Below are 25,567 nucleotides of genomic sequence, written 5' to 3'. Positions count from 1 at the left end.
CAAGCCATCAACAACTCCCAGGAAGGAATAAATGCGCACACAGGTAATTATTGAGGATCATGTCCTGCCGCAGTTGCTTACTTCGGCGATCGAGGCGTACGAGGTGTCGCACAGGGCGCACGCGCGGGGACGAAGCAACAAGAAGCTCGAAACATTCGGCTTGCTGTGGGGGTATGCCTTACCCGTGCGCAACAACCTTCCTGCCCGCCTGGTTGCGGTGGTCGCCACGGTCGAAACTTCGGCACTCAGGCACTCGGAATGGGTAAAACCTGATTTCGAATCCATCGCGATGAAGCGCGACTTCTTCGCAGAGTACTGGCCGCAGTTGGAGCTCATCGGCACGTTCCATTCGCACCCCTACGAAGACCTGAGCGAGGTCAACGATGCGAAAGGTTGGCGCGCTTCTGACGCCGATATGGAGTTTTGGCCAGCGTTTCATGAGTTCGTCTGCCCAGACATGGATGAACTGGCGCATCTGGTCATTGCCATTACCGCCCTTGGCCGTAAAGGCTCTGCGGAGCCCCAGCGCCTGCTGGGTAGTGAGTATTCTTCCGGCTATGTGGTCAGTGCAGAAAAGCGCAAGCTTTGGATCAAGGGCTACACCTCGTCGCTCTACGAGGAAATCGATGATGATGCTCCGTTCGATGAAGACTTCATGGCCGGAAACATTGAAATGGAACGCTCCTACGATGTGTGGGAAGACGAAGATGTGCTGCTTGAAATCCCCTCGCTGGAAGCACGTTTCAGGCACGAATTGCTGCGCAAATGAGCCCTGATAACCCCAGCAAGCGCTGGAGCAGGTGGTCGTAGCTGAGCGCGGGTGCCGGGCTGAGACTTGCGGCAGCAATTCTCGGCCCCGGCATTCAGCAATTAGTCATTCATCAACCACTGTTTCAATTCCTTGAGGTTGCTCACCACCAGTTGCTGGGCCTCGGGCAGTATCGCCATGTTGCGGTGGTCGATCTGATACCGCTGCAACACATACTTCACCAACGCCCTGCGGCTGGGTACCACCAATTGCCCATCCGTCATGCCGAAGTCGGTTTCGATGATTGCCTTCTGCGCCGCGTTCAACCGCCCATCAGGCTCGAAGATGACAGGCACTTCCACATTCCAGTCTTCATCCTGCTCACGCGTGTTCGGCGATGCGTCGAGCAAGTCCGGCTGCCCGCGCAAGCGGCTCAGCACGAAGTCGCGGTACTGGCCGTTCTTTTCGCAATAAGCCCGCACGTGCCAGCGCATGCCGGTGTACACCAGCGTGTGCGGGGCGATCAGGCGTACCTCGACGTTGGGGGTGTTGAAGGACACGTATTCGGTTTCCAGGCGCAGGCCTTCGCGGCAGGCCTTGAGCAAGGGGCGCAGCACCTCTGGCCGAATAGGGCGATCGGGTACTTCCAGCACCCGGGTGTGTGCATAGGCCAGTGCCAGCCCGTCGATGTGCGGGGCGCGCTCATTGTTCTGGTACAGCAGGTGCAAATAGGCGCTGGCGCTGTTGTCGATGAACCGCGGCTCGAACTGCTCGCTCGGTACATAGCCCTTGATCTGCTTGTCATACGTCAAGTTTTCGGGCGCATGTTCGGTGATGTAGGTATTGATGTCCTTAGACGCCTGCTGGCGGCTGATGCCAAAGCTCTGCATCAGGTGCCCCGTGGTCAGCCGGCCTTCCCACCAGGCAACGGTCTCGATCAAACGATAGCGAAGTGCCAGGTCCCAGCGTACCTGCTCGATGGATTGCTTGCGTTTCATACCCTCTCCATGTGCGCGATTACTTTACCTGTATAAGTCTACATTCTAGACGTGTAGTTTTTCATTACATACCTTTGGCTCGCCTTCGGAATGCATCGGAGGCATCAAAGGACATGAACATGACGATGCCGGAAGTGGTTGCGACGGGGGCCTTGGTGGCAATGGGGATCATCCTGCTGGTGCTGATCCAGCAAGGGTTGAAGCTGGGGGAGCTTGACAAGAAGGTGGAGCACTGCCAGCGGGATTTGCGTTGGTTGCAAATTTGGGAGATGGAGAACCGCGAGCTACGGTCAGCGTTGCGGGCGGAGCGAGAGCATGTTGCGCAGTTGCAGCGCAAGGTGGTCATTTTGCAGGACATGGCTGTGACACAAGGCCGTTAAGGGAGGCTTTTGAATAGGCCGCTGCTTGGGCAGGTGCAGTGCTGAATGCCTACGGAACGGTTTAAAACCGATTTCACCTGGCCCGGTGGAGACTTACAATCAAATGATGGCATTATGCCTCATCAGCCATGCGGCTTCTTGAGCGCTAAGGGCTGCTTCAACCCTGCGCGGGGCACGGACCTTTAGCGGCGCAGCCAGTATCGGATCGTGTGAGACCCTGCGCCAGACGCCATGTTGACCGCCTTGATACCCATGCTTCGCTTTTGCGGGCAGTTGGCAAACCATTTTACGAACGGAATCCGGCATGACCACTGAAGTAGTAGAAAGCAGCTCGTCGTTGATGAAGATGGTGGAAGCCATCGCCATTAGTCCCCAAGATGCGCGGGAGCTGGTCGCCCAGTACCAGGCGCAGGCGCGCAAGGCCTCGCCGTCTGCCTCGGAGCAGAAAATCGAGGACACGGTGGTCGACAAGATTATCAGCCGCTACTCAAAATTGGCCGCCACCTCTGGTGCTGCCACTGCACTGCCGGGTGTTATCCCGGGTATCGGAACCGCGGTGAGTGCTGTGGGCGGCGGGCTGGCGGACATTTCGGTGTGCATGAAGCTTCAGATTGATATGACGATGTGCCTGGCGGTGGCGATCAACGGGAAGATGTCCAATGAGGACGCCAAGCACATGTCGTACATCATCGCCCTCTACGGTTCGCTGGAGCAGATGGGGACTACGGGAACGACCCGAATCGCCAGCAAAGCCGGGGTGCGGATGGTCAAGAAGTACCTCACGGGGCCGGTTTTGCAAGTGATCAAGGACTTGTTCAAGAAGATCGGGATTACGTTCACCCAGAAGGCTGCCGCTAAAGTGATTCCTTTTGGGATTGGGGTTGTAGTGGGTGGCACGGCGAATTATGCGTTGACGAAATATGTGGGGAAGACTGCTCGGGATACGTTTCGGCTGAGCCTTAAAGAAGAGGGCGTTATGGAGTGAGGGTTGGGGTTTGGGTGAACGGTTAGAGGTGTGCTTGTCGGTGGAGGGCTGGATAGAGGCTGGGCGTCGGTTAGTGCTGTATTTTTTGGTGTCTAGTGCCGGGGTAATCTGAAACAAGTCGGTATATGTCTGTTTTTATTAGTAAATAATTTTTTTGTTAACTTGCATGGAATACCAGTTGGAACGCTGCGTGGCCTGGATTCCGATGGACGGTGCTGTTAGAGCTACGCGCCATAAACGAATCGGCATCGAATCTATGAAAATATCGGCCGCCCGGGCCGCCCTGGGCCTAGCTGGGTCAGTCGTTCATCAGCTAAGGGCGCAGTTCCTTGAGATTTTTGACCACGATCTGCAGGGCTTCGGAGCTGGTTGCGAGGTTGCGAGGGTCGATGTGGTAGCGCTGCAGCACGTATTTCATCAAGGCCTTGCGGCTTGGTACCACAAGCTGCCCATTAAGCATGCCAAAGTCGGCTTCGATGATCGCCTTCTGCGCCTCGTTTAGAAAGCATAGAGTTGGCGGATACTGGGTTACCTTTTGCACCAGGCTCAGAAGCTGCACTGACCGAGTTACCTGCGACGTTCATTCTTTCGGTTCAGGGATGAACCATGACGTACTCCACCACTGTGATCACACTTCTTGAGCACAGGCATTCGCTCCCACGGGATATTGCAGCCGCGACATGCAAGCCCACGGCATGGGGGACTGGCACGTTTGCGTGCTGCTCGATTGCATCGCTTCTCTGTCTCAGCTAAACCCGCAGGCGCTGAATGAGAGGGATTACGCTGGGCATACCCCGCTGGACATTGCATATCAGTCGAACCGTACAGCGCTTATTCGCAAATCAAAGGCGGTCAGCCGCGCCGTTTAGCAAAACAGCTGCCATTCCATCCAGCCGCTTTTTGGTCTTTTCCCATTGCGGCATCACCTGGTGCATAAGCCGGTAAAACCGCTCGCTGTGGTTGTGTTCGGCGATGTGACAAAGCTCATGCAAGATCACATAGTCGATGCACTCGCGGGATGCTTTAACCAAGTGGGGGTTGAGCGTGATACGGCCCGCAGGTGAACAACTGCCCCACTGTGTCTGCATGCTTAAGATGCGCAGTGGGGGCTTGGATGCAACCCAAAGTGCTTGTTGCAAGGCAGCTTCTAGACGTCGATCAAATACCTCACGGGCGCGCGCTTTGTACCAGGCGTGAAGGAGTTCGCGAATCCTCTCTGCCGACTTCACCCGGACAGACACCTCTAGCTTGCCTCGCAACAGGCGCACCTGCTGTAGCTCACCAGACGCTTCTACAACCTTGAGCACGTACTGCTTGCCTAGGTAGTAGTGACTTTCCCCGCTGATGTACTGCCTTGGGCGGACGTGTGTGAGCTGCGCACGAAACTCACGAAGCTGCTCATAGATCCAGCGGCCGCGTCGCTTCAGGGCGGCCAATACCTGTTCATCGCTAGCCCCATCCGGCGCACTGACGCGCACGCGACAGTCGGGGTCAACCTTGATCAGTATGCGTGAGACCTCGCGCGCCCTTCGCGCCCTCTCAACCAGAATCAACTCGTCGGCATAGTGGAAGCTCAGCCAGCTCGATACTGCGGAGGCAGAAGGAGCACTCATGACAATGGGCACACTCATAAGCCGGACAAGCCTACCCGCGTGATTTGCACCACCCACTCAACCATTGCCTTCGCCTGATCCATACCAGCGCCCACCGCTTTGCATTCCTTGAAGAGCAACGGCAGTAGCTTCTTACGGATATCGCTTTCGATGTTCTGCGGGTTGATTGAATGTTCGGCCACGGAGGTCATGACCATTTCATCCAGGCTGAAAGCCAGTTTTACCCAGTGTCCCTGTACCTGCTCATCAGCTGAATTGAGGGCGTCAGGAAGGCTTTTCTTGAAAATACCGAAGTACGCCTGGGCATGCCGGTTACTCGCAAAAACATCAGGCAGTTCATCAAGCTTACGGGCCTGCACCTGCCGCTCAAATTCGTGGAATAGGAGGTACTGCTTGAGCGGATGATCAAATAGCTTTGCCGCCTCTTCGATGGCTTGGCGCAGCAGTTTGGAGAACGCTTCCTGAGCATAGGGATCGTCACGAAGCTCCTGCTCAATCATCTTGCTGACACGGGTCTTGATGATGTCGGTTTCGTTGCGCGTCTTGTCTTCACTCCACTGCTCGGGTTTCTGTTGCCCCATCCTGCCGACTTCGTAAACGCCGCCAGGGTCTTTTACCTCCACGCCTACTACGTGCTTATTTAGCAGCTTGCGCACCTGTTCGGCGTACTGGTCATAGTTCACCGTTTCGCCGGCATCCTGTCTGGCCAGTTGGCGCAGGCTGGAGAACTGCTTAAGGGTTTCCTTGTAATGGGTGCGGTCGGCATCGCTGAAACTGGTGTCTTCAAAGAAGGACGCGGACTGCAAAGCTACTTTGAGGCAGCTGGCGAACTCGGTTAGCGCCTCGTAGAAGTCATCGCGCACCTTAAGATTTACATCAACCAACTCGCCGTCACGCTCCTGCATTTTGGGCACCAGTACCTGGCGCAACTGCTCGATATCCCCTTTGTTTTTCACATCGGAGAAAATCGCCCAGAGGTTTTTGTGCAGCTGAGGTAGCCGTTTGTACTCGCTGCTCATTTGGTTGTAGAGCCCAGCGATGTCATTGATGTCATAGCCGCCCTGGGTGCGCGAAGCCAGATCCTGATACTTCTGGATCGTGGTATCCAGCTCCGAAAGAATGCCCCGGTAGTCGATCAGCAGACCGAATTTCTTTAGCGGATGTAGGCGGTTTACACGAGCAATCGCCTGGATCAGGTTGTGCTCCTTAAGTGGCTTGTCAATGTAGAGCACGGTGTTTTTCGGCTCATCGAAACCCGTCAGCAGTTTGTCCACCACTATCAAAAGCTTGAGCGATTCATCTTTGTCGAAGCGCTCGATCAGGTGCTTGGTGTAGGTTTGCTCATCGGTGCTGCCAACGTTTTTCTTCCACCATTGGGTTACCTCAGGTGATGCCGCTTCATCCACATCGGTGTTGCCCTCACGGCTATCCGGTGGGCTCATCACAACGGCGCTTTCGAACAATCCTGTCTCATCTAGATACTGTTTGTACTTGATTGCTGAGGCCTTGCTGTCACAGGCCAGCTGGCCTTTGAGGCCCTCGTCGATGTTCTTCACGAAGTGGTTGGCGATATCCAGAGCAATCAGACGAATACGGTCATCAGCGCTGTATATTTGGCCTTTCTTGGCGAACTTGCGTTTGAGGTCGGCCTTCTGTTGCTCGTTTAGCCCTTCAGTGATGCGCTCAAACCAGCTATCGATAGCGCGCGCATTCACATCCAGATCGGGAATGCGCTCCTCATAAAGCAACGGCGTCACGGCCTGATCTTCCACCGCGCGCTGCATGGTGTAGGCATGCACGATGGGTCCAAACTTGTTCGTCGTCTTGTCATCCTTGAGCAGCGGCGTGCCGGTAAACGCGACAAAGGCCGCATTGGATAGCGCCTGCTTCATACGGATATGGTTTTCACCGCCTTGGCTACGGTGGCCCTCATCGATAAGCACGATGATGTCGGCGCTGGTATTCACGCACTGCGGCAGCTTGGTAGCACTGTTGAACTTCTGAATCAGAGTAAAAATTATGCGCTCGTTGCCCTTGCCGATTTGTTCAGCCAAGCGCGTCCCAGAAGTGGCCATGGCCACCTCGCGGTCCTTCTTGCCAGCCAGCTCGCCACCGGAAGCAAATGTCTTGCTCAGCTGGCTTTCCAGATCAACTCGGTCAGTGACCACCACAATGCGGCACTGCTTGAGTGAGTCATGCAGGATCAGCGCCTTGCTCAGAAAAACCATCGTGAATGACTTGCCCGAGCCAGTCGTGTGCCAGATCACCCCGCCCTCACGGCCGCCATCTTTGCGTTTGTGGCTAATCCGCTCGATCAACCGTTTGATACCGAAAACCTGCTGATAACGGGCAACGATCTTGCCGGCCTTCTTATCGAACAGCGTGAAGTAGCGAGTCATCTCCAGCAGTCGGACAGGGGAAAGCAGGCTGATAAGCAACTGATCCTGGCCAGTCAGCGCCAGCTCTCCACCGGCTATCAGGGTTTCATACCACTCCAGGTCACGAGCAGGGCGGTGACTAAAGATTGAGGTTTTCTGCGCTGCAGTTAGTTGGCGATTCTTCAACGCATACAAGTCAGCAGTGGCGATATCTTCCTCACGCCAGGCTGCCCAGAATTTCGCAGGCGTGCCGCAGGTGGCGTAGCGCCCATCTCTACCATTGATCGACAGCAACAATTGGCTGTACGCGAACAGCCTGGGGATCTCATCGTGACGCTGGTTGCGCAAACTCTGCGAAACGCCTTCGTCGATGCTCGGGCCTTTCTGCGCATTGCTATCGGGACGCTTGGCCTCGATTACTGCTAACGGGATACCGTTGACGAGGCAAACAATATCCGGCCTCCGCGACTCCACACCACCGCTGCGCAGCACGCGAAACTCTTCGGTGACGATGAAGCTGTTATTCGCGGGGTTGTTCCAGTCGATCAACGCCACGGTCGGGTTAGCTTTTTTACCATCCACGAACTCCGTCACCGAGATGCCATACAGCAAATGGTTGTACATCCGCTCGTTGGCAGCCTGTAGCCCTTCGTTAAGCGCCGGGCTGCATATTTCACTGATCAGGTTGTCGATGGCTTTGGCCGATAGTGGATATTCATTCCCGCCAAACAAGAAACGCCGCTTGCTCAGTTGCTCGCGCAACACATCACGCAAAACCACCTCGTCGCTTTTGCCGCTCCTTGCTGTTAGTGCCTGCTCGGGCGAGAGGAACTGCCAGCCGAGGTTGCACAGAAGAGCCAGAGCCGGAAGTTTCGCACTGTATTCTTCCTGGAATTTAGGTGTTGGTGTCATCCGCCGTAGTTCTCCAAGCCGCCCGCCAGCTATTGCTGGTACCAATCAGCTCATCAATTTATTTGCTATATGGGTCATTGACCCACTCATGGTCGAGCATCCATTTCGCGCAGGGTGAGCTGTGTAAGACCATCATCTCCATAGAGAATCAGATAGCTACCTGTGATGTCAGCCATTAGCCTCTGCGATTGTGCGATCCGCTACCACCTTGTCGATCATCGCCTTCACGGCGCGATCAATATCCGAACCATCGGTGTAATCGGCAGTGGTCGCCAGGTTGGTCCGCCCTTCCTTGACCAGCTTGAGTGCCTTATCGCGGGCGCCACGTTTGCCCTTGCTATACACGGCAATCGAATGGCCGCCTTGGTTCTTGACCAGGCGCATGGAGGGAATGTCGGTCTCACCGTCGCCGATAAATACCATATTGCTGAACGGCACAGGCCGTTCGGCGTGTTCGACGAATTTGTTGATTACCGAGTTATCATGCACATCCAGGCTGCCCTTGTTGATGCGGAACAGATACTGGGTCTTGGTTGTATAGTTCACCGCTAATGCTGGCCAGTGCGCGACGTCGTTATGGTCATACATAAAGCCTGAGGCATAGACACGGGTGAAATGCTTGTTAATCGGAGTGCCCTCAATCATCTCGCGGAGCCCCGAGGAGATAATGAAATGCTCTACCCTGACGCCCTTGATACGGCCATATTCATTGATACGTTTGAACCAGTCGATCACGCCAGGAAACAGTTGAATGTGCGCTCCGAAATTGGCAAAGTTCATTTTGCGCACTGGCACCCTTGCTGCCTGGGCTTTTTCGATCATTAGCCGCATATAAGCAAGGATCTCGTCCGCCTGCTGCTCCTGAGCCATGGTTTTGGCTTCGCGCCAGAATTCAGCCGGCTTGATACCCAATGCCGGCACAAAGTTGTATTCCTGCATATTACCCGGTGACAGGGTGCCGTCGAAGTCATAGGCAATCACAAACGGGACGTGCTTCTTGGCCATCAGGCGACCTCCAGTTCATCAACTCTGACCCGGCGCTTGCCGCTAAGTAGTTGCTGCATCAAACCCCTTTTCTCTTCTTTGAGATAGTCGAGTTTGGCTTGTAGGATTTTAATTTCTTCGTCGGGGATGGTGAGCACGTCAGCAATTGCCTTTTGCTCTAGAACATCGGGGACAAAAACCTTTAAGCCAAAGAAATCACTGGGTTTGACGTTAAGTAGACCATGGGCGCGTCCGCCTTCGTTTGCAATCTTGCTCAAGCCTTTATTGAGTAAGCCAGATTCGAAATAGTGCTCAAAAAAAACTGAGCTATTGATGCGTTCGTCGCTGGTTTCAAAGCAGATATAGAGCGTAGTTACCACACCTTTTTCGTATTTGTTTAGGCGCTTTATAGCACCCATTGGATAGCCGTTGGAGTAACTTTTGTTATAGGCAAACTGACCTTTTTTTAGCAGGTAATAGTTATCTAGAATCTCTGAAGCAACCGTTTTGTTAAAGAAGTCCTCCTGTCGAATCAAACCATGTTGAGCTGAAATGGTCACCACGTTACTGTTTGCTTCAGTGTTTTTTGCGGTAACTCTGGAGAAAATCTGTTCAAGCCGAAGCTGTTTCCACTCTGTTTGAAATCCAGGGAGACGTTTATTTCCAGTTAATAATTTCTGCATCAGCGCCTTTCTCTGCTGCTGGCTGCTCTTCAGCAGTCGTTCGGTGGCGGTGATGGCCAGATCCCAAGTTGAGAAGATATTGGCTATTTTCTTTTGTTCTGAAATTGGAGGTAGATTTACCACCTGCTCGGTTATATCGGCTTTCTGCACGTGCACTAGGGTCGATTTAAATCCGTGAGCCTGATTTTCAATTTTCTCTGTAACGGTTCGAAGCTCTTCATACAGCCAGTCTGTATTTACTTCAATCTTTGGCGATACTTTGAAGATATGCTGATTTAGTACCCCTTGTGGACCATTCCAGCGTTTTGCACCGAATGAAACACCTTTAGTTCCTGCCCAAGCAAACAGTATGTCTCCAGGATTGACCAGCCAGCGAGGATTCACCTGTCCAGAAAAATAATTGAACTCCGCTGATCCGTTTAAATTTTGAATTCGAATTATGGGGAGGCCTTTATCCGACCATTCGGATGATTTAAATCCATTTCCATTAATGAAGTCGCATAGATCACCAACGGTAGTACGCTTCCACCCCTCAGGCACCATAACCCAACTCCTTTAGGTAACCATCCATCTGTACTTCCAGCTTGGCCAATTGCGCTTTTAGCTGCTCGCGCTCGGCACGGACGGCTAGTAAATCGATTTCCTTCTCCTCCTCGAAGGCGTCTACATAGCGCGGAATATTCAGGTTGTAATCGTTGTCACGAATTTCCTGTAGGCTAGCGCGATAACTGTACTTGTCCGAGTTTATGCGATGGCGATAAGTGATCAGAATATTATTGATCTGCTCACTACCCAGAATGTTCTGGTTCTTACCGGATTTGAAGTCTCGACTGGCGTCGATAAACAGTACACTTTCATCGGCCTTGGCTTTGCTGAAAACCAGGATCGCTGCCGGGATACCAGTGCCGTAGAAGAGTTTTTCCGGCAAGCCGATGACCGCATCCAGCAGATTTTCTTCGATCAGTTGCTGGCGGATTTTGCCTTCGCTGGAGCCACGGAACAGAACTCCGTGGGGCACGATCACGGCCATGCGCCCGGTCTTGGCTTTTAGTGTTTCGATCATGTGCAGGATAAAGGCGAAATCGCCCTTGGTTTTCGGTGGGATACCGCGCTTGAAGCGGCCAAACTGATCGTGCTCGGCTTCTTCATGACCCCACTTGTCCAGCGAGAACGGCGGGTTGGCGGTAACGATATCGAATTTGAGCAGTTGGCCATTCTGGTCAAGCAGCTTGGGGTTGCGCAGGGTGTCGCCCCACTCGATTTTGTGGTTGTCCTCACCGTGTAGAAACATGTTCATCTTCGCCAGCGACCAGGTGGAGCCGATGGCTTCCTGGCCATAGAGTGCATATTGCTTGCTGTTGTGATGTTCGCGCACCTTGCGCCCGCACTTCATCAGCAGCGAGGCCGAGCCGCAGGCCGGGTCGCAGATGGTGTAGCCAGGTTGCGGGTCCAGCAGCTCAGCAATCAGTTCGGAGACTTCCGGCGGAGTGTAGAACTCACCGGCCTTCTGCCCGCCGCTGGCGGCGAAGTTCTTGATCAGGTACTCGTAGGCGTTGCCGATCACATCCAGGCTGCCGACGCGGGACGGCTTGAGGTTGAGTTCGGCCCCGGCAAAGTTTTCCAGCAGATGACGCAGGATGGTGTTCTTCTGCTTTTCTTCGCCGAGCTTGTCAGTGTTGAAGGAAATGTCCTGGAACACGCTCTTTCCGGCATCCTTGAGTTTGGTGCCATTGGCTTCCTCGATGGCGTGCAGCGCCTGGTCAATTCGCTCACCGTTACCTGGCTCATGGCGTTGATCGTAGAGGGCGTAGAAACTGGCATCACGCGATAGCACGAAACGCTCATTCTTGAGCATTTCCTCGATCAGCTCCGGTTCGTCACCGTACTCCTTTTTATATTTGTCGTAGTGATCCTGCCAGACATCACTGATGTACTTGAGAAACAGCATGGTGAGGATGAAATCTTTGTACGTGTCTGCACTGATGGTGCCGCGGAAGGTATCGCAGGCTGCCCACAGCGCTTTGTTGATATCGTCTTGGTTTACTTTGTCGTTCATGGGTCAAGCCTTAATAAGGTGCTGGTAAATGCCTTGTAGCATCTGCTCTTTATTGGTTTGCAGGCGCGCGATCAGTGCATCCTCTTCATCCCACACCGCTTGCAGGGCAATCAACTTCTGCTGGGTCGCGAGCGATGGGAGGGGGATCTGCATGTCCATTAAGGACGCTTTGCCGATGGCTTGAATCGCACTGCCGTTGCGCTCAAGGCTGCGTTGGCTTTGCGGCAAGTTGATCAGCCAGCACAGGTATGCCGGCAGTATTTCTGACCGTCTAGCTGTGATAATAAAAAACTGGCTGGTCGCTACAACCGATTGCTCGCCTGCATAGAGTACGGCCTTGTTGCTATCACCGCGGGCGATCACGGCGATGTCGTTTGGCTGAAGCAAAGGCGGAGCGGTACGCGCGTCCCAGGTAACGGCAATCAGCATATTGGGTTCAATCGCTGCGTTTTGGCGTAGATCCTTGATCTGCAGTACGCGAACGTCGCCAAATGGGTCATGCTCCAGCGCACCGCGGAAGGTGTATCCGGAACGGACATCAGCCAGTTCGCTCAACTTGAATAACTGGGTTGGCATAAATTGCTCTGGGAGAAAAGCGCCATCCTTGGCGCAACAAGAAAAGTCAGACTTCGCAGCGCTGGTACTGGTTCTGCAGCCATTTGGCTTGCTCGGTCGCAAGCCCATACCATGCTGCGTCGCCCTTAAGACGGGTTACAAGCAAGCCGTCATCGGCATCCATTACTGCTTTAAGGTAATCCCGTACCTGAGCTGCAGTTTGGGTCGTAGCAACAATCCAGGTGGACTCCAGCGGCCGGCACCAAGTGCCGTAGGCTTTGATGCGCTCATACAGGGATTGGTAGTCACGTTTCTTACGCAGGTCATAGGTAATTTGGTACAGTTTCATAGCTCTAGCTCTCCTAACGAGTCAGTTATTGCAATAGCGGCAGGCTGCAACCTGCCGCGCCTCATTTTTTTCTCCGTACAAGACGTACTGAGTAGATGGCGAGAGCAATATGTCCCCGTTTGCTCCGGCTGTCAAATTCTTTTTTCTCAGTAGAGCTTCTATAGAGGATGGTCCGCATTGAGATAGCTATCCACACTAGCGTGGAAATCGTGGTGGCTGGGGTGGCGCTATACATCTTCGTGATGCGAGCCACCAGTGTGTCGCCTAGCGCTGTGAAGGCGCTTTCCATCTCGCCGCTGCTTGCAATCAGCCAGCAGGGCGGTCTCAGTTTTTCTTGCTTCTTTCTTGTGTAAGCCCAGGTTTACCAAGCCGCTTTATAATCAACCACTCGGTTAGCTGGTAGTAGTACCTCGTCGCCGGGCTGCGGGACTTCAGGTGTTGCTCCTCAAACCACCGGAAATGCTTGAGCTGCCAACTCCACGGATTGTCTCGGCCGAAGCGCTTTCGAATGGCCTTTTGTATTGTTTGGGCCTGTCTAATGTGGCGCTGCCGCGAGGCATGGGAACCGGTGAGTACGGCTCCAAGAAAAAGCGTCATGTCGAAGGACTTAGTCATCGCCGTCCTCCTATGTAGGTTGCGATCACGTCAATGCGGTTATGGCCTAGCTCCAGACTGATTTGGTGGCGTGCTGTCAGGTCCGGCTCACGGTTTTCCTGAAAGCAGGTGCTATCGTTGATCGGCGCTGCATAGCCAGTAAGTTGTTTGTAACGTTCGCAGGCGTATGCGGCGCGCAATTCGTGGAAGCCTTTCAAGCCATGTACGTGCAGGATCTCGCGTGTCGGTTTCACAGTTTGCTGCAGGAAGGTCCTGTAGCTTTCGTCTTGGGCGAGCAGGTTGTTGCTGCCAGTGGGCGAAGCGTTACGGGCTGCCTGCAGTGCGTCCCGCACGTTCTTAGTCGCTGTTATCCATCTTGGCGCATATGCACCTGAACGACCTCCCTTGGTGCCGTCTTGGATGTTGATGCGGCCGAGTCGCTCGGCTTCGCGATGCAAACGTGGCAGGTTGGCTAGAATCGCTTCGCGCAGACGCATGCCAGTGGCACGTGCCAATTGTGCGATGGCGGCGACACGCGGATGCTTTTCGCGGAGCGCGTCGACGATGCGTATCATCTGCTCGTGATCTTGGCCCTGAGGATTTGTCGTGCGCACGGTGCTGCGCTGCGTTCCCAACGCCTTGCTCGGACTCGGCACTTTCACATAGTGATCACCGCGAAGCGCGGCCATCGTCCGGTTGACGCTGGACAATCGGTTTTGCGCGGTGGCGATGGTGAGCTCACCTTGGTCAACTTGCAGGCGCAGATGCCCGGCGTAGTCAAGCAAGGTCTGCCGATCAATTTGTCGCGCATCGTTAAAACCCGGCCCATTCTCCGACCGACACCAGCGCACAAATGCTTGCCACCGATCACTATGTGCTTTGACGGTCCCGTAATGCCCACCGTCAAACAGATCTTTCAGTGCTTGCGGTCCGGCATAACTCAATTGCCGGCCATAGCCGAAATTCCGTCCATCCCGTCTGCCTACCAACGCCATGATCAAACTCCTCTCGAAGCCAACCTTTGAAACCGACCCCACGTCATCCCGCCAAGAATGCTGAGTGTTATCAGGGATCAAGGCCCCTGCGACCTGTGGGGAATGTCCACTACGCGGGACTGACGGCTCCTTACAACCGGGAGCAAGGGCATCTCATGATCTGGCCTCCTGAGCACCGTTGCCGGTGGGCGGGTGGAGGCTGCATTGGTTGACGAGACCAGTGCCGCGAGATCCTGAGCCATGTGCAAGCAGCAATGCGATGACCGGGGCATGCCTGACTGTCAGTCAGGTGCAGTCCATTCCTTGGTCTGCGGCACCATCATCTACAGCGCTGTTGCTGGTGACATCGGCGTTTGTCACGCCGATTGTCACGAGGGGAATTGCCGCAAAGCCATGTGCGATCTGGGCTGCAGCAGTGATAGAAGTGCCCGTCTCTTTCCAGAAGAAAGAGACGGGCACAGGTTGGCGCAATATTTGGCCAAGCGGATAGGTTGCTGCAGGGCAGCGAGGTACGGTGTATTTGGCGCACGAGCGCTATATGTGTAAGAGCATCCATCACATGGGTAGTGACCGGGCGAGCTGCCGGATGCGAATCGCCCTTGGGGAGAACCACCGCGAGAGCGGCGTGACCTTTAAGGTTCGGGTCACCTGGGGTGCTGTCATCGACAGCGTTTGCACGGTCAGTTCTACGCCTGTGGGTAAACCCGGTCAAGGGACGAAACTCAGCGCTGTTGGGGACGTGAAAAGCGGTTATCCATTGGTGGAATTCCGTGGTAAATCCCGGACAACGTCGTGGCTTTTAGCTCTTCAAAGTGAGGTCCATCCAAACAGGGCGGCTTTGCAGCCCTGTTTGGATGGACCCGTGTTCAAAAGCGGATAAGCGAGGCTGCCTACCCCGATTCTTGAGCGCTCAAATGTTGCTGCTGCCATTCTTGCGCTGTACGGAGCTAGCGGATCGGCACCCCCTTCTTGTCTCTGGCTTGGCCGTATGCAGAGGCGAGCAGACTGCCGGTGGCGGCTTTCTGGATGTACTCACTCCACCAGGCCATCATCGGTCGACGGCGCTCTATGTAGTCGGCCCGGTTGTAGGCGCTGCGCACCTCATCCTTGTCGACATGCGCCAGTGCGACCTCAATGAGTTCGGGGTCCCACCCATGTTCATTCAAGATGGTGCTGGCCATTGAGCGCATGCCGTGGCTGACCAAGCGATCCTGAAACCCCATGCGTTTCAACGCCATGTTGGCCGTTTGGCTATTGGCGTGGGTGCGTGGATTTCTGTCTGCCGGGAAGACGTATTCGCGATGGCCGCTGTGAGTCTTCAGTGATTCCAGCAGCGCGACAGCGTGATCACTCAACGGGATGCTGTGTGGGCGGCGCTTCTTCATCCGCTCCGGAGGTATAGTCCAGACACGCCTTTCAAAGTCGATGTCTGCCCAGCGAGTAGTCGCCGCCTCGGCGGGGCGAGTCATCGTGTGCAACTGCCATTCGATCAGACAGCGGGTGATGCGTTTGATGCTGGCGTTCGCGATCTCCAGCATGAGCTCGGGGAGCTCTTCGGGCGGAAGCGCAGCCATGTTTTCTTTCTTGGGCTTCTTGAATACTGCCCTGATACCGCTGAGTGGGTTGGCGAATATCAGCCCGGAGTTCACGCCGTAAGTCATGATCTCGTTTAGCCGCTGGCTAAGGCGCTTCACCGTCTCCAAGCTGCCTTTCGCTTCGATTGGACGAAGCAATGCAATCACCATCGGTGCGGTGATTTTCGTAAGTGGTGTCGTTCGCAAGTCAGGGAACACGTGCAGCGTGAGCGACCGCCAAATGTCCTCGGCATAGGCTGGGGTCACCGAGTCTTTCTTGAGCTCGAACCAGGCGGTGGCCACGTTCTCGAAGGTGTGTTCCGTTTCTGCGCGCTTGGCTTCATTCACCGTATTGCGCTGCACCTTCGGATCAATGCCCTGAGCGAGCAGCTCACGCGCATCGACTGCCATCTTTCGTGCATTCGCCAGTGACAGTTCGGGATAGGTCCCAAAGCCGATGTTGATGCGCTTTTTGGTCACCGGTTCGCGGTAGTTGAAATTCCACAGCAACGAGCCGTTGCTGCGTACGCGGAGCTGCAAACCGTCACCGTCAGTGAGGACATAATCCTTGGACGCGGGTTTGACTCCCTTGAGCTGTCGATCGGAGAGGCGGAGGTTTTGAGCAGGCATGAGATTGTCCTCAAGCACTGATTCGGTATTCCAAAGATTAGCACCGGGTGAGCTGGAATACCGTCTGGAATACCAGAACGGCTGGAACTCAATAACTCTCAAAAGACCGCAAAAGCGCTGGAGGCCGCGTATTTGCTGGGTTTCAGGCACAAAAAAAGACGTCCGTGGACGTCTTTTTTTGATCATTTGGTGGAGCCGGGGGGATTTGAACCCCCGTCCGCCAGTACTCCGCTGTCGGTACTACATGCTTAGCCGTGTCTACTGATTTAATCCGCAGCCGCCCGACGGGCAGGGTGCTTTGGATGAGTTGTGTAAGTTTTAGTCACTTCGCCCACAACGTGCTACGCGACGATCCTGTTCTGTATGACAATCATTTCGGGTTTACAGGCATCCCCTAGTGATTGCTGGAGCCGAAGCTACCAGAAGCAAAGGTCACTTACGCTGCGAGAGCGTAGGATTCCTCGCCGTAGGTTTCGTCATTGGCAACTATAGAAGTTGCAACAGTGGATTTACGAGTTCTGTTACCAACTCGGCATGCACCTAGAGTTTCGCTACCGGCGTCGAATCCTAATCGGCCCCGCACTAGCTCTTGGCTAACGCACCTTACGGCGCGTAGGACGGAGTATACGCCATTGCGCGGGCGACGTCGACAGCCGGTCCAGTCGCCCGCTTTCGGGCTCATGCGCCGCCGTTGCCACTACTGCCTTTCTCGGTTTTTTCCAGGCGCTCCAGCACTTTGCTGGTAATGGCGATGCACTCCTTGGTGTCGCCCGAGGCCTGGGCGGCCTTGGCTTTGTCGACGTGCTCGGTGATGGCCTTGTCCAGGCCTTCGGAAGTGGCGCCAGCGGTGGCCATGCTGTCGTCGATCTTTTGCAGGTTGGTGGTGCAGAGGTCATCGGCGGCGAACACCGGCGAAGCCAGCAGGGTGGCGGCCGCGAACAGGGCCGAAAGTGCGGTACCTTTCATGGGTGTCTCCTCTTGGGCCTCTGGAAGGTGGGCCTGTAAGGTGGACTGTGGGGGATTGGCGGGGGTTCAATCGGGATGGTGGCGGGGCGATATTGAGGTGGGGATGGCACCGGCGTTGCCGGTGTTCGCGGGTGAACCGGCTCCTACGGCGGGCTGTGTACAGCCACCGATGTGTGGGCACCACCAATCGGTGTAGGGGCGGGTTTACACGCGAATATGGTGGCGGCGGCAATAGTGAACGACGGGTAGAAATTGGCCAGCAGGGCCGGCCTCTTCGCGGGTAAACCCGCTCCTACGGGGGGGCTGTGTACAACCACCGATGTGTGGGCACCACCAATCGGTGTAGGAGCGGGTTTACCCGCGAATGCGGTGGCGGCTGCGACGGTGGACGACGGGTAGAGATTGGCCAGCAGGGCCGGCCTCTTCGCGGGTGAACCCGCTCCTACACGACGGGCTGTGTCCAATCACCAATGTGTGTCCACCTCCAATCTGCGTAGGAGCGGGTTTACCCGCGAATACGGTGGTGGCTGCGACGGTGGACGGCGGGTGGAGATTGGCCAGCAGGGCCGGCCTCTTCGCGGGTAAACCCGCTCCTACACAGCGCTCCCCACCTATATCAACGCGTTAAAGGCTGCGTGGCCGGGTGACGCGGTCTACCAGGTAGACCAGGCCGTGGTAGTCGATGCCGCTGTGGCTCGACAGGCCTATCTCGCAGGTGCGGCTGGTGGAAATGCCTTCGCTGCAATACTGCACGGCGTCCTTCAGGCTGCGCAGCGAGTGGGCGTTCAACTCGGGGGTGGTAAAGCCTTTGTCACCGGCAAACCCGCAGCAATGAATGCCTTCCGGGATCACCACCTGTTTGCTGCAACGCCGCGCCAGGTCGATCAAGGCCTGGCTTTCGCCTAGGTGCTGGGTGCTGCAGGTTACGTGCACGGCTACAGGTTCGTCCTGGGGGGTGAACTCCAGTCGGTCGAGCAGGTGAGTGCGGATGAAGCGCACGGGGTCGTACAGGTCCAGCCGGGTGTCGCCCAGGTCCTGCACCAGGCGCAGGGTGCAGGGGCTGGTGTCGCAATAGATCGGGTCGAGGCCGCCGCGGCTGGCGTGCAGCAGGGCGGTGATCAGCTCCTGGCGTTTGTGTTCGGCCTGCTCGGGGTAGCCCTTGGAGGCGAACGGTTGGCCGCAGCACAGGCTGTCAGCGTTGTCGGGGAACACCACCTGGTAACCGGCCTTTTCCAGCAGGGCGCGGGTTTTGTCCAGCAGCGAGCTTTGCTCGCGGTCGGCATAGGCCGGGCCCATTACCCGGGAGACGCAGGCGGCCAGGTACACCACGCGGGGGCGGGCGTCGTTGCTGGTGGCGCCGAAGGCCAGCGGGCGCAGCGGTTGCGGCATGGCCGGGGTCCATTGGGGCAGGCGGCCTTTGCTGGCTTTGCTCAGCGAGGCGCTCAGGCGGCCCAGGCGCGGGGCGCCTAGCAGCTTGCGTGCGGTATTGGCGGCGGTCAGGGTCAGGCGCGCACCGCTTAGGGCGGTGTGGAAGTGCTCGGCTAGCCAGTCGGCGGCTTTATCGTGGTCGGCGGCCTGGCTGCGCAGCTTTTTCACCAGTTCGCCGGTGTTGATGCCGACCGGGCAGCGCTGGGCGCACAGGCCGGTAGCGGCGCAGGTGTCGATACCCTGGTACTGGTAGCTTTGCATCAGTTCACGGGTATCGATGCCGGCGCGCTGCTTGGCCTGGATGTCACGCCACATGACGATGCGCTGGCGCGGGCTGAGGGTCAGGCCCTTGGACGGGCACACCGGTTCGCAGAAGCCGCACTCGATGCACTTGTCGACGATTTCGTCGGCGGCAGGCAGCGGCTTGAGGTTTTTCAGGTGGATATCCGGGTCGTCGCTCAACACCACGTCGGGGTTGAGGATGCCGTTGGGGTCGAGCAGGCGCTTGAGCTTCCACATCAGCTGGTAGGCGTCGTGCCCCCACTCCAGCTCCACGAAGGGCGCCATGTTGCGCCCGGTGCCGTGTTCGGCCTTGAGCGAGCCGCCAAACTCCACCGCCACCAGTTGCGCCACGTCGTCCATGAACGCCTGGTAACGGGCGACTTCTTCGGCGCTGTTGAACCCCTGGGTAAAGACGAAGTGCAGGTTACCTTCCAGCGCGTGGCCGAAAATGATCGCTTCGTCATAGTGATGCTTGTCGAACAGCTGGATCAGGCGGTTGACGCCTTCGGCCAGTTGCTCGACGGGGAAGGTCACGTCTTCGATGATGACCGTGGTGCCGGTCTGGCGCACGGCGCCGACGGCGGGGAAGGTGTCCTTGCGGATTTTCCACAGCTGGTTGTACACGGCCGGGTCTTCGCTGAAGTCCACCTGTTGTTCCAGCGGGAAGTCGGCGATCGAGGCCATGATCTGCTGCAGTTGCTCGTGCAGCAGGCTCTGGCTGGCGGCGCGGGATTCGATCAGCAGGGCACAGGCATTGTCCGACAGGCCTTTTACCCACAGCGGCATGCCGGGCATGTTCTGCACCGAGCGCAGGCTGCGGCGGTCGAGCAGTTCCACGGCCGAGACCGGCTGCTGCTTGAGCACGGGTACCGCGCGGCAGCAGCTTTCGACGCTGGGGAACACCAGCAGGGCGCTGGCCTTGTGCGGGTGGTCGGGCACGGTGTCGTAGGTGACGGCGCTGATGAAGCCCAGGGTGCCTTCCGAGCCGACCAGCAGGTGCTGCAGGATGTCCAGCGGCTGGTCGTAGTCCACCAGCGCGTTCAGTGACAGGCCCGTGGTGTTCTTCAGCCGGTATTTGTGCCGGATGCGTTCGGCCAGCGCGGTGTTGGCGCGGGTTTCGCGGCCCAGGCGGGCCAGTGCTTCCAGCAGCCCGGCGTGGCTGCTTTCGAAGGCGGCGACGCTGGCCGGGTCTTCGCTGTCCAGGCGGGTGCCGTCGGCCAGCACCAGGCGCAGGCCCGCCAGGGTGTGGTAGGTGTTCTGCGCGGTGCCGCAGCACATGCCACTGGCGTTGTTGGCGACGATGCCGCCGATCTTGCAGGCGTTGATCGAGGCCGGGTCGGGGCCGATCTTGCGCCCGAAGGGGGCCAGCCAGGCGTTGGCCTGGGCGCCGATCACGCCGGGTTGCAGGCGAATCTGCTCACCCTGGCGACGGATTTCGCGGCCGTTCCAGTTATCGCCGAGCACGATCAGCACCGAGTCGCTGATGGCCTGGCCAGACAGGCTGGTGCCGGCAGCGCGGAAGGTGACCGGCACCCGCTCGCGCTGGGCCAGTTTGATCAGGCCGACCACTTCGTCCTCGGACTCGACGCGCACCACCAGCTTGGGGATCAAGCGGTAGAAGCTGGCGTCGGTGCCGAAGGCCAGGGTGGAGGTGGGGTCGTCGAAGCGGCGTTCGGCGGGGATCAGGCGCTCGGCATCACGCAGGAACGCGGCGGGCAGGCTCATGCAGTCTCCTCGCGGGGCTGTGGCGTCTGTGCGCTACATGCCCCGGGTCATTCAGGCGGTGGTTCTTGCAGGCGTTCAGGCGCCCAGTTCGCGTACCAGCGAGTCGCGGGTGATCTCGCTGATCGACTTGGCACCGGTCAGCACCATGGCCACGCGCATTTCCTTTTCGAACAGCTCAAGCAGGTTTTTCACGCCGGCCTGGCCATGCACGGCAAGGGCGTAGAGGAAGGCGCGGCCGATCAGTACGGTGTCGGCACCCAAGGCGATCATGCGCACCACGTCCAGGCCACTGCGAATGCCCGAGTCGGCCAGAATCTTCAGGTCGCCTTTGACCGCGTCGGCAATTGCCGGCAGGGCGCGGGCGCTGGACAGCACGCCGTCGAGCTGGCGGCCGCCGTGGTTGGACACCACGATGCCGTCGGCACCGAACTTGACCGCATCGCGGGCGTCGTCGGCATCGAGAATGCCCTTGATGATCATCGGGCCGTCCCAGAATTCGCGGATCCACTCCAGGTCTTTCCAGGAAATGGACGGGTCGAAGTTGTTGCCCAGCCAGCCGATGTAGTCGGCAAGGCCGGTGGGGTTGCCACGGTATTTGGAGATGTTGCCCAGGTCATGCGGGCGGCCCATCACGCCCACATCCCATGCCCACTCGGGGTGGGTCATGGCTTGCAGCACGCGGCGCAGCGGGCCGTGCTTGCCGCTCATGCCAGAGTGGGCGTCGCGGTAGCGAGCGCCGGGTACGGGCATGTCCACGGTGAACACCAGGGTCTTGACGCCGGCGGCCTTGGCCCGCTCCAGGGCGTTACGCATGAAGCCGCGGTCCTTGAGCACATACAGCTGGAACCACATCGGCCGGTCGATGGCGGGCGCCACTTCTTCGATCGGGCACACCGACACGGTAGACATGGTGAACGGGATGCCATGGGCGGCCGCCGCGCGCGCTGCCTGCACTTCACCGCGACGGGCGTACATGCCGGTGAGGCCGACCGGGGCCAGGGCCACCGGCATGCTCAGGGTTTCGTCGAACAGCTTGGTTTCCAGGCTGAGCTCGGACATGTTGTTCAGCACGCGCTGGCGCAGGGCGATGCCGGCCAGGTCCGACACGTTGTGGCGCAGGGTGTGCTCGGCGTAGGCGCCGCCGTCAGCGTAGTGGAACAGGAAGGGGGGCAGCTTGCGTTGGGCCGCGGCGCGATAGTCGGTAGAGGCAGAAATGATCATGGATTCTCGCAGCGTTGCTTGTGGGAGTGCCGGGCGCGCGATGGCGCCCGGCCCCTTTCACTTTAGTGATGGACCAGCATGCCGGTCAGCCAATAAGCCTGGACCAGGGTGATCAGGCCGACGATGGTGGCGAAGAACAGGCTGTGCTTGACGGTGAAGCGGAACAGGTCGGATTCCTTGCCGACCAGGCCGGTAGCGGCGCAGGCCACGGCGATCGATTGCGGCGAGATCATCTTGCCGGTTACGCCGCCGCTGGTGTTGGCCGCCACCAGCAGGGTGTCGTTGACCCCGATCTGGTGTGCGGTGGTGGCCTGCAGCGAGCCGAACAGGGCGTTGGACGAGGTGTCCGAGCCGGTCAGGAACACGCCCAGCCAGCCGAGGAACGGCGAGAAGAACGGGAACGCGGCGCCGGTACCGGCCAGCACCAGGGCCATGGTCGAGGACATGCCCGAGTAGTTGGTGACAAAGGCAAAAGCCAGCACCATGCCGATCGACAGAATCGGCCAGCGCAGTTCCCAGAAGGTTTCTTTGAAAGTGGTAAGACCAGTTTTGAAGTTGATCTTCAGCACCGCCATCGAGATCAGCGCCGAGAGGAAGATCGCGGTGCCGGTGGCGGAGATCGGGTCGAGCTTGAACACCGCCGGCATGGCGGTCGGCGCGGCAACGATCGGTGCGGTCTTGATCACCAGCTGGTCGAGGTGCGGGATGGCGAAGTTGAACACGAAGTTGTACATCGCGCCGCCCGGAGCGAAAGCCGCCTTGAACGGCTTCAGGGTCCAGATGGTGACCAGCACGGTGAGGATCAGGAACGGCGACCAGGCCTTGAAGATCTCGCCAAAGCTGTACGGGCTAGGCTGGCTGCCGCTTGGCTGCACAACGGCTGCGCCGACACTGCCCTTGGCCTCGCTGAACGCACGCTTGGGCTGCCAGACTTTCAGGAACAGGGTGAGGCTGATCAGGCTGGCCAGAGCCGAGGTGATGTCTGGCAGTTCCGGGCCGATGAAGTTCGAGGTGAAGTACTGGGTGACGGCAAAGCTCAGGCCGGCGACCAGGGCGGCAGGCCAGGTTTCCTTCACGCCACGCAGGCCGTCCATCATGAACACCAGCCAGAACGGCACGAACAGCGACAGCAGCGGCAGCTGGCGGCCGGTCATGGCGCCGATGTGGAAGGCGTCGATACCGGTAACCTGGCCGGCCACGATGATCGGGATGCCCAGGGCGCCGAAGGCCACTGGCGCGGTGTTGGCGATCAGGCACAGGCCGGCAGCGTACAGCGGGTTGAAGCCCAGGCCCACCAGCAGTGCGGCAGTGATGGCCACCGGTGCGCCAAAGCCTGCCGCACCTTCGAGGAAGGCGCCGAAGCAGAAGCCGATCAACAGCACTTGCAGGCGCTGGTCGTCGGTAATCGACAGCACCGAGCTGCGGATCACCTCGAACTGGCCGCTCTTGACCGTGAGTTTGTACAGGAACACCGCGGCAACGATGATCCAGGCAATTGGCCAGAGGCCATAGAGGAAGCCGTAACCCGCGGCGGCGAGGGCCATGTCGACAGGCATCTGGAAGGCGAAGATCGCCACCAGGATCGACAGCGCGAGGGTGATGCTGCCCGCTACGTGGCCCTTGAGGCGGAACACGGCGAGGGCCAGGAAGAAGAACACGATAGGGATGACCGCCGCCAGTGCGGACAAGCCAAGACTACCAAGCGGGCTATAGAGTTGTTGCCAGGTTTGCATATGGGGTGGCCCCTAATTGTTGTTGGTCAGGCACTGGCATTGGATAATTGGTAAGACCAATTTACAATGGCTGGGCGCTAGGTTAAAAGCGCTGCCGTGGGTGTGTCAATTTGTCCCGTGCAAAACTTTGGTCGCGTGCCGATGAGCGGGCGTCTGATGTGCTCGGAAAATCGCGGCTTGATGGGTGTTTGCGTGGCCTGGATCGGCGAGAATAGACACCCCCTGAAATTTGCCGGGGGTTTGTGGAGAGCATGTGATGGTTTTTGATCAGGTACGCCAACGGCGCCTGTCCGACGACATTGTCGATCGGCTGGAAGGGATGATTCTGGAAGGCACGCTGACCTCGGGGCAGCGGCTGCCGGCCGAGCGCGTCCTGGCCGAACAGTTTGGTGTGTCCCGCCCGTCACTGCGTGAGGCGATCCAGAAGCTGGTGGCCAAGGGGCTGTTGGTCAGCCGTCAGGGCGGGGGCAATTTTGTGGCGGAGTCGTTGGGGTCCACCTTCAGCGACCCGTTGCTGCAGTTGCTCGAGCACAGTGCCGAAGCGCAGCGTGACCTGCTCGAATTCCGCCATACCCTGGAGGCGTCCTGCGCCTATTACGCTGCCCAGCGTGCCACCGAGCCGGACCGGGCACGGTTGAAGGCGGCCTTCGATGCGCTGCAGGACTGCTATGCCAGGGTCGATGAGGTGACCCGTGCCGAGGAGGGCGCGGCTGATGCGCGCTTCCACCTGGCGATCGCCGAGGCCAGCCATAACGCGGTGTTGCTGCACACCATCCGGGGGCTGTTCGACCTGCTCAAGCGCAACGTGGTGACCAACATCGGCGGCATGTACCAGCAGCGCACCGAAACCCGGGACATGCTGATCAGTCAGCACCGGGAACTGTACCTGGCGATTGTCGAGGGCAGGGCGGAGGATGCGCGAGAGGTGTCCAGCCGGCACATTTTGTATGTGCAGGAGGTGCTGCATGAGGCGCACGAAGAAGCGCAGCGGGTGGCGCGGGCGGAGCGGCGCAGCGGGCGCTGAGAGCACGCTCTTTGTGCTGTAACGCGGGGCTTGTGGGAGCGGCCTTGCGTCGCGAAAGGGTCGCAGAGCGACCCCAGGATCGGCGTCGATGCGCAGATTGCTGGGGCTGCTTCGCAGCCCTTTCGCGACACAAGGCCACTCCCACAGCGGCCAGGCAGGCTGGTTAGTCTTCCTTGCCCTTGTTCCGCACAGCCCGCTGCAGCTCGCGGTTGGAATCGCGTTCGCGCATGGTGTCGCGCTTGTCGAATTCCTTCTTACCCTTGCCCAGTGCGATTTCGCACTTGATCAGGTGCTTGCTCCAGTACAGCGCCAAAGCCACACAGGTGTAGCCTTTTTGCGCCACGGCCGCTTCCACGCGCTCGAGTTCGCGCTTGTTCAGCAGCAGCTTGCGGGTGCGTGTAGGGTCGGCGATGACGTGGGTGCTGGCCGTGGTCAGCGGGGTGATGTGGCTGCCGAACAGCCAGGCCTCACCGTCCTTGAGCAGCACGTAGCTGTCAGTCAGGTGCGCCTTGCCGGCTCGCAGGCTTTTTACTTCCCAGCCGGACAGGACCAGCCCGGCCTCGAACTTGTGTTCGATGAAGTAATCGTGTCGCGCTTTCTTGTTTTGCGCGATGGTCCCGGTCGGATGTTTTTTTTGCTTAGCCATAGGGGCGGCATTATAGGCAAGTCCGCGCGTCGTCCGCTATGGGATTTCGGTGTGCTTGAGCCACTGGAATGAATACCGGACAATACAAACCCTGTCATACGCACAGAA

Annotated in this window: 20 protein-coding genes, 1 other RNA gene and 1 pseudogene; 4 read left to right on the top strand and 18 right to left on the bottom strand. The window is 57.9% G+C overall.

What is annotated here, in order from left to right:
• Positions 1–31: 31 nt before the first annotated feature.
• Positions 32–769 (top strand): hypothetical protein, encoded by a 738-nt coding sequence (locus ACF8FG_RS06645; protein WP_003249871.1) that lies wholly within the window; start codon positions 32–34, stop codon positions 767–769.
• Positions 770–870: 101 nt separating this feature from the next.
• On the opposite strand, the gene ACF8FG_RS06640 is transcribed toward ACF8FG_RS06645, so the two are convergent.
• On the bottom strand, positions 871–1,746 hold the full coding sequence (locus ACF8FG_RS06640) for a WYL domain-containing protein (RefSeq protein WP_014859377.1): 876 nt from the start codon (positions 1,744–1,746) through the stop codon (positions 871–873).
• Between the two features lie 119 nt (positions 1,747–1,865).
• Here ACF8FG_RS06640 and ACF8FG_RS06635 point away from each other — a divergent pair, with 119 nt between their 5' ends.
• Positions 1,866–2,126, top strand: a complete 261-nt coding sequence (locus tag ACF8FG_RS06635) for a hypothetical protein (RefSeq protein ID WP_134697942.1) — start codon at positions 1,866–1,868, stop codon at positions 2,124–2,126.
• 304 nt (positions 2,127–2,430) lie between these two features.
• Positions 2,431–3,111 (top strand): EcsC family protein, encoded by a 681-nt coding sequence (locus ACF8FG_RS06630; protein WP_003249877.1) that lies wholly within the window; start codon positions 2,431–2,433, stop codon positions 3,109–3,111.
• A gap of 313 nt (positions 3,112–3,424) precedes the next feature.
• On the opposite strand, the pseudogene ACF8FG_RS06625 reads toward ACF8FG_RS06630, so the two are convergent.
• The 16 genes and pseudogenes from ACF8FG_RS06625 to ACF8FG_RS06550 all read right to left on the bottom strand — a co-directional run.
• Positions 3,425–3,613: pseudogene (locus ACF8FG_RS06625) on the bottom strand (WYL domain-containing protein); the annotation flags it as partial.
• Positions 3,614–3,953: 340 nt separating this feature from the next.
• Positions 3,954–4,742 (bottom strand): M48 family metallopeptidase, encoded by a 789-nt coding sequence (locus tag ACF8FG_RS06620; protein ID WP_392518649.1) that lies wholly within the window; start codon positions 4,740–4,742, stop codon positions 3,954–3,956.
• Entirely contained in the window at positions 4,739–8,014 is a 3,276-nt protein-coding gene (locus ACF8FG_RS06615; protein WP_392518648.1) for a type I restriction endonuclease subunit R, read from the bottom strand. Before ACF8FG_RS06615 ends, ACF8FG_RS06620 begins: the two co-directional genes overlap by 4 nt.
• Before the next feature lie 168 nt (positions 8,015–8,182).
• The gene (locus ACF8FG_RS06610) at positions 8,183–9,019 is read right to left on the bottom strand and encodes an HAD family hydrolase (protein ID WP_392518647.1); all 837 of its coding nucleotides are present in this window, start codon (positions 9,017–9,019) and stop codon (positions 8,183–8,185) included.
• Positions 9,019–10,224, bottom strand: coding sequence for a restriction endonuclease subunit S (locus ACF8FG_RS06605; protein ID WP_392518646.1), 1,206 nt, complete (start codon positions 10,222–10,224; stop codon positions 9,019–9,021). The genes ACF8FG_RS06610 and ACF8FG_RS06605 overlap by 1 nt, the downstream gene beginning before the upstream one ends.
• Entirely contained in the window at positions 10,214–11,737 is a 1,524-nt protein-coding gene (locus tag ACF8FG_RS06600; RefSeq protein WP_392518645.1) for a type I restriction-modification system subunit M, read from the bottom strand. Before ACF8FG_RS06600 ends, ACF8FG_RS06605 begins: the two co-directional genes overlap by 11 nt.
• A 3-nt stretch (positions 11,738–11,740) precedes the next feature.
• Positions 11,741–12,313 carry a restriction endonuclease subunit S gene (locus ACF8FG_RS06595; RefSeq protein WP_392518644.1) on the bottom strand — a complete coding sequence of 191 codons (573 nt, stop codon included), beginning with the start codon at positions 12,311–12,313 and terminating at the stop codon, positions 11,741–11,743.
• A 46-nt stretch (positions 12,314–12,359) separates the two neighbouring features.
• Positions 12,360–12,641, bottom strand: coding sequence for a hypothetical protein (locus ACF8FG_RS06590; RefSeq protein ID WP_392518643.1), 282 nt, complete (start codon positions 12,639–12,641; stop codon positions 12,360–12,362).
• 324 nt (positions 12,642–12,965) lie between these two features.
• The gene (locus ACF8FG_RS06585) at positions 12,966–13,256 is read right to left on the bottom strand and encodes a hypothetical protein (protein WP_392518642.1); all 291 of its coding nucleotides are present in this window, start codon (positions 13,254–13,256) and stop codon (positions 12,966–12,968) included.
• Positions 13,253–14,230: an integrase domain-containing protein gene (locus ACF8FG_RS06580; RefSeq protein ID WP_392518641.1), complete on the bottom strand. Its 978-nt coding sequence runs from the start codon at positions 14,228–14,230 to the stop codon at positions 13,253–13,255. Before ACF8FG_RS06580 ends, ACF8FG_RS06585 begins: the two co-directional genes overlap by 4 nt.
• A gap of 947 nt (positions 14,231–15,177) precedes the next feature.
• Positions 15,178–16,434, bottom strand: a complete 1,257-nt coding sequence (locus tag ACF8FG_RS06575) for an integrase domain-containing protein (protein ID WP_392518640.1) — start codon at positions 16,432–16,434, stop codon at positions 15,178–15,180.
• Positions 16,435–16,621: 187 nt separating this feature from the next.
• Positions 16,622–17,013, bottom strand: a transfer-messenger RNA (tmRNA) gene (gene ssrA / locus ACF8FG_RS06570).
• Positions 17,014–17,112: 99 nt separating this feature from the next.
• Positions 17,113–17,400 carry a hypothetical protein gene (locus ACF8FG_RS06565; protein ID WP_014592419.1) on the bottom strand — a complete coding sequence of 96 codons (288 nt, stop codon included), beginning with the start codon at positions 17,398–17,400 and terminating at the stop codon, positions 17,113–17,115.
• Positions 17,401–18,024: 624 nt separating this feature from the next.
• The gene (locus ACF8FG_RS06560; RefSeq protein ID WP_318077394.1) at positions 18,025–20,835 is read right to left on the bottom strand and encodes an FAD-binding and (Fe-S)-binding domain-containing protein; all 2,811 of its coding nucleotides are present in this window, start codon (positions 20,833–20,835) and stop codon (positions 18,025–18,027) included.
• Positions 20,836–20,910: 75 nt separating this feature from the next.
• The gene (lldD, locus tag ACF8FG_RS06555; RefSeq protein WP_119713280.1) at positions 20,911–22,056 is read right to left on the bottom strand and encodes an FMN-dependent L-lactate dehydrogenase LldD; all 1,146 of its coding nucleotides are present in this window, start codon (positions 22,054–22,056) and stop codon (positions 20,911–20,913) included.
• Positions 22,057–22,118: 62 nt separating this feature from the next.
• Positions 22,119–23,789, bottom strand: a complete 1,671-nt coding sequence (locus ACF8FG_RS06550; protein ID WP_041167080.1) for a lactate permease LctP family transporter — start codon at positions 23,787–23,789, stop codon at positions 22,119–22,121.
• A gap of 256 nt (positions 23,790–24,045) precedes the next feature.
• Between ACF8FG_RS06550 and ACF8FG_RS06545 the strand changes: the two genes are divergently transcribed.
• Positions 24,046–24,813: an FCD domain-containing protein gene (locus tag ACF8FG_RS06545; RefSeq protein ID WP_010955371.1), complete on the top strand. Its 768-nt coding sequence runs from the start codon at positions 24,046–24,048 to the stop codon at positions 24,811–24,813.
• Between the two features lie 163 nt (positions 24,814–24,976).
• On the opposite strand, the gene smpB is transcribed toward ACF8FG_RS06545, so the two are convergent.
• A complete protein-coding gene (gene smpB, locus ACF8FG_RS06540; protein WP_014592415.1) occupies positions 24,977–25,459 on the bottom strand; it encodes an SsrA-binding protein SmpB in 483 nt (160 codons plus the stop codon).
• Positions 25,460–25,567 lie beyond the last annotated feature (108 nt).

The organism is Pseudomonas sp. YQ_6, assembly GCF_043103245.1.
GTDB lineage: Bacteria > Pseudomonadota > Gammaproteobacteria > Pseudomonadales > Pseudomonadaceae > Aquipseudomonas > Aquipseudomonas alloputida.
Note: the sequence above shows the minus strand (reverse complement) of the source record. Positions and strands in the feature narration are given on the sequence as shown.